This is a genomic window from Pirellulales bacterium (assembly GCA_036490175.1).
In the GTDB taxonomy this organism is placed as follows: Bacteria; Planctomycetota; Planctomycetia; order Pirellulales; family JACPPG01; genus JACPPG01.
On the sequence record DASXEJ010000124.1, the window covers coordinates 1 to 4,419 of the forward strand.

General features: G+C 57.2%; 3 protein-coding genes. 1 reads left to right on the forward strand and 2 read right to left on the reverse strand.

What is annotated here, in order from left to right:
- The coding region (locus tag VGG64_09355) for a hypothetical protein (protein HEY1599796.1) at positions 1–2,717 on the reverse strand (2,717 nt) is incomplete at its 3' end.
- A 255-nt stretch (positions 2,718–2,972) separates the two neighbouring features.
- Here VGG64_09355 and VGG64_09360 point away from each other — a divergent pair.
- Positions 2,973–3,665, forward strand: a complete 693-nt coding sequence (locus VGG64_09360) for a hypothetical protein (GenBank protein ID HEY1599797.1) — start codon at positions 2,973–2,975, stop codon at positions 3,663–3,665.
- Positions 3,666–3,700: 35 nt separating this feature from the next.
- Here VGG64_09360 and VGG64_09365 read toward each other — a convergent pair.
- Positions 3,701–4,419: bestrophin family ion channel (locus VGG64_09365; GenBank protein ID HEY1599798.1), on the reverse strand; the 719-nt coding region annotated here is incomplete at its 5' end.

A 4,419-nucleotide genomic window follows, 5' to 3' on the forward strand; every position in this document is an offset into this window, starting at 1 on the left:
CCAGTCCAATAGGCTTTCCTATTGGCTCGTCGCAGCTTGGCGAACAATTTGCCGAGTGTGCCGGATCGAAAACCGGGTTTAATAAACTGCAACAACGCCTCGCCATGATTTCCAATCGAGACCGGACCCAGGTCGGTTGGCCTGTTGGCTGCGTATAGTCGCCAGTTTTCCTTCAGCTCCCAAACTAGAAATCCGAAAACGCCCGGCAACAAAAGCACGACGGTCGGCGCAATCGTGTCGGCCCAAACATTGCCGAGCGGCCCTTGCAAGACGTGAATAAAAGGTACCGTAAGCGGCAGTAGGATCTTGTGCGAGACGGTGACGACGGGAAAGTGCTTAATCGGATTGATTTGCGGCTCGATCAACAGATTTACGCAAAAGCGAATGAAGTAGTTGACGAAAAACCAAACGAATCCCAGGACCGCCTTGGTGGCCATGGCCAGAAAACTCTCGCCCGTGCGAAACCGCAACCATTCGTCGACCGTGTACAGCATGCGTTCCAGATTTTCCAGCAACTGGCTGAAAATGTCCATGACAAAGCGCAGCAGTGCGGCTAACACGCGGATGCGAAATCTATGCCAGGCCTGCGTAACCCAATCGGTAATCAGTTCGTCAACATTGCGACCGATCCTCGTGTTGAGGACCAGATTTACGATCAGAAACACGGCAAGGCTATTGGCCGTGGTTACCTTCACGTCGATTCCGTAAGAAACCAGCGGCGCCAAAAGCGCTGTCACCAACAGAGGCTTAAATAGGCCACGCTGCAAAAGTCGAAAATAAATACTATGTACGATCGATTGAACCAGCGGCAATTGCAGCACTTGCGTGGGTAGGTTCACGAACAACGTCCGTGCGAGTCGTCCCGAAGACCATAGCACGTTGAGGCACATCATGCGAAATCCATGATGGTGCAATAATCCGAAGATGAAAATCCCGGTATACACCAGAGCTGCCAGCGAGGAAGCGTCGAAATCCGACTGCTCGGCGTGGGGGGCGATGATGTGCTGCAAGCCCTTTTGCAGCAGGAACGCGCCACCAAAAGGCAGTACGACATATTGCGTGAGGAATCGGCCGAGCGGAGTGCCAAATGCCAGCGAGCTGAGCCGTTGTGGAAAGGTAAGGTAGATCTCGCCGCGATGATAGACGCCATCCAAGCGATCCGCCAACTGCTCGTTCGTCTGCAGCAATTGATCGCCCAGCACGAGTTGCTGAACACTGGCGACGTCGGGCATTTTCAGATTATTACGTGACAGGGCGTCGCGCAAGTCTCCCATCGTCAAAAACCCACGCTCGACGATGCGATCCAATAACTCCTCGACGAGTTTGTCGCGGGCCACACGCTCGGGCAAATTGTGTGGCATCAGCGGGACCTCGTCGAGTGCCGCGGAAATTGCTGGCCGAAAGCGTGTCCGCAATTCCTCTTCGGTACGTCGTACGGCCGATTCCAGCAGCGTTGCCAGACGCGCGCGCATTCGTTCCGAAACGCGGATAGTTGCTAGTCGACGCGCGGCACTGCGCAGATGTTTCGAGAATAGGACGTGGCGCTGGCCGGGCAGCGGCCGCTTAAGGGGTGCTCGGAATCGCGATTTCACCCAACGATAGAAATCAAATGTGTAAATACCCCGCTCAAAGTCGAGACACACTTTTTGCAAGTCGTAGAGCAGTCGAGCCTCGGCCGTCCAAAACCCCCGCGCGGCCTGCGGCGACAGCAGGGCTAACGCCCGGGCCCAGTCCTCGCGCTCGTGATCGTCGAAGTGGAGCGCCTCCTGCATGCGATCGGCCAGGTGATCCATATCGGCGCGCGCTTCCGAACGGGCGGCGCGACTCAGCTCAGGTGTGCCCCGTTCGGCGGCGGCGATGCGCAGGATCGCCGCTCGTACCAGATTTCCGCGCGCTCCGACTTTGGCGGCCTTGTCGAGCAATCGGCCAAACGTCCGTAAGGACGTTTTGCGCTGAACCGGCGGAGGATCGCACGCGGTTTTTACAGGCTCTTCGATCACCGTGTCGCGAGGCTCCGGCACCGCCGGAGCGCCTGGCAAGCGAGTCGCCTGAAACAGGCCCTCGGCATCAACGTCTTCGGCCAACAACGTTTCGATCGAATCCAAATCCTCAAGTGCGGGGAAATAGGAACTCAAGAACCCGGGAGCGAAGTAGCGCAATTCCAGAAATACTGCGGCGAACTCCAGGTATGTTGCCAGTTCACTCTCGGGCGGTATCAGAAAATCTTCCTGTCTGAGCACCGTATAGATCTCGGCGAACTCCGTGGTCCCGATACGCGTACGCCGATCCCGAGCTTCCGCTGCTCCCAAACGTTTCTCTGCCACGCGCCGATCGAGCGCCTGGTGTACGCGCGCATGAAACAGCAGCCGCCAACAGATCGTAAGGCTATCGACCGCGCTGTTGGAATCGAGCCGGTCTGCCGCCGGACGCGCTAGCAGAATTACGGTTTCCGCTAACTCAACGCCCCTGGGCAGGTCAAGCTCGTCGTGGTCGACAATCGAGAGCAGTTCAGACCGCGATAGGATGTAACTCTTGCGATGGGGCACGCGCCAGCCGAAACCTGGCAACAACGCGCTTTGCTTAATCACGCGACGCAGCAGCCGCGGCGCGACGAGGAGGGCCGACGGGTCGACGGCATACAGTGCCTGCTCGAGTTCGCGCAGGCTGATCCGCGTTTCAGATGGCTCGGCGGGGAGTGCCGGACGGGTATAGGCCATAATGAGAAGTGTAGGGCGCAACAGCCTAAAAACCGGAAGACGATTCTTCAGGCAAATGTCTCATTTCAGTATCGCCGAGTCCGGACGGCGCCGGCAAGCGGCGAAAGTCCGGCTGTGCCGAGGTTCGCGAATCGCGCGGTCGATTCCGGTCTGACGGCGGTTATTTTCGCGGAAATTCACGATATACTGTCAAGCTCCGCGGTAGGTCCACCGCGCAACAGCACCTGTGACCCGTCACCATCACACGTCGCGATCATGACAGAGCTACGTATGACACATTGGCAGAATCGACCGGAGCCGGCCTGGCGAGATTTCGAGTTCAATCAACCGTATGCCAAAGGGCTCAAGCGACTCAGGGAAGACGTGCTCGGCAAAACGGATTTCGATCCCGCCACGCTTTGGCAATGGGGCACAATGCAGGCCATGGCTGTAATTGAGGTTCTCAAAGCTTGCGAGCGCCTGTTCGGACGCCAAGGGCAACAGGCCGTATACGAGGCGCTGCATCGCGTAGGGCTCGACATCGGACGACAAATCCTGGCAGGCACGCACAAGCCGGACGACATGAGCGAAGCCGAATTCCTCAGCTTTTATGCTTCGGTGATCAACCGCATCGCCTACGCGTCGCTCGAAGCGCCGAAGATCGACGGGCCAGATCAGGTCAGCTTCAACATCCTATGGTGCCCACACCAGGACCATTACCAAGCGTTCGACTGCCGAGTGCAACGATATTTCGTGGAAGGCATGATCGATGCCATGCGCGAGTACGGTCCAGAACACGACTTCGACGTGCGGTTTGACAGCACGATTCCAGCCGGTGCACCGACATGCCACTTCACAATGTGGCACACGAGCAATGCAGAGTCAAAGTCCGCCTGGCAGCAGTATACCACGGCGATTGATGAGAAGGCGCTCGAGATTGCCAAACGACCGCCAGTAGACGGCGAGTAGCACATGGCCAGCCGCGCCGGCTGGCTGTGGATCGATTAGCTCGTCGCGACGGTCTCTTTCAGCACCTGTTGCTTTTTGCGACGGGCCATTTGGCCGGTGTCGCGAGCGATGGTGACGGTGTACGTCACCATATCGAGACAATTCTCTTCGAGTCCGAACGGATCTTCGATTTCGACGCTGGCTTCCTCAATTCCAAAAAGCCCGAGCGAGACAATGGCCACCACGACCGGAGACCACCAGCCGCAATGCGGGCCCACGGCAAACGGCAGCGTCAAAAGATATACCAGGATCAGTTGTTTGATCATCACCACATAGACGAATGGCATCGGCGTCTTGCGAATCTTTTCACACGCGCCCTGGGCATCGACAAGCTTCGACAACTGATCCTCCATGTGCCGGACCAGTTGAGACTCAAGCGATCCTTGCCGGTATTCCTTTTCAATCCATTCCGAAATTGCGAAGGCTACTGCCGTAGGGGGATTTCCGAAATACTCGGCTCGGCGGCAAAGTTCTTCTGGCAAAAAGTCTTCGGTCTCGAGCATGTCCAGATGTCCCTGCAGTGATCGTCGCAAACAGATCACATAGCCGGACACAAGATCAGCCAGCGAGGAGCCGTCGGAAGTATGCGCGACACCGACCCGGACCAGGTTGCGGCTGGCATTGATGATCTGACCCCAGCTGGAACGCCCTTCCCAATAACGGTTATTTGAAGCGTTCATGCGGAACACGATCAAAAAGCCCAGTAACGAGCCCA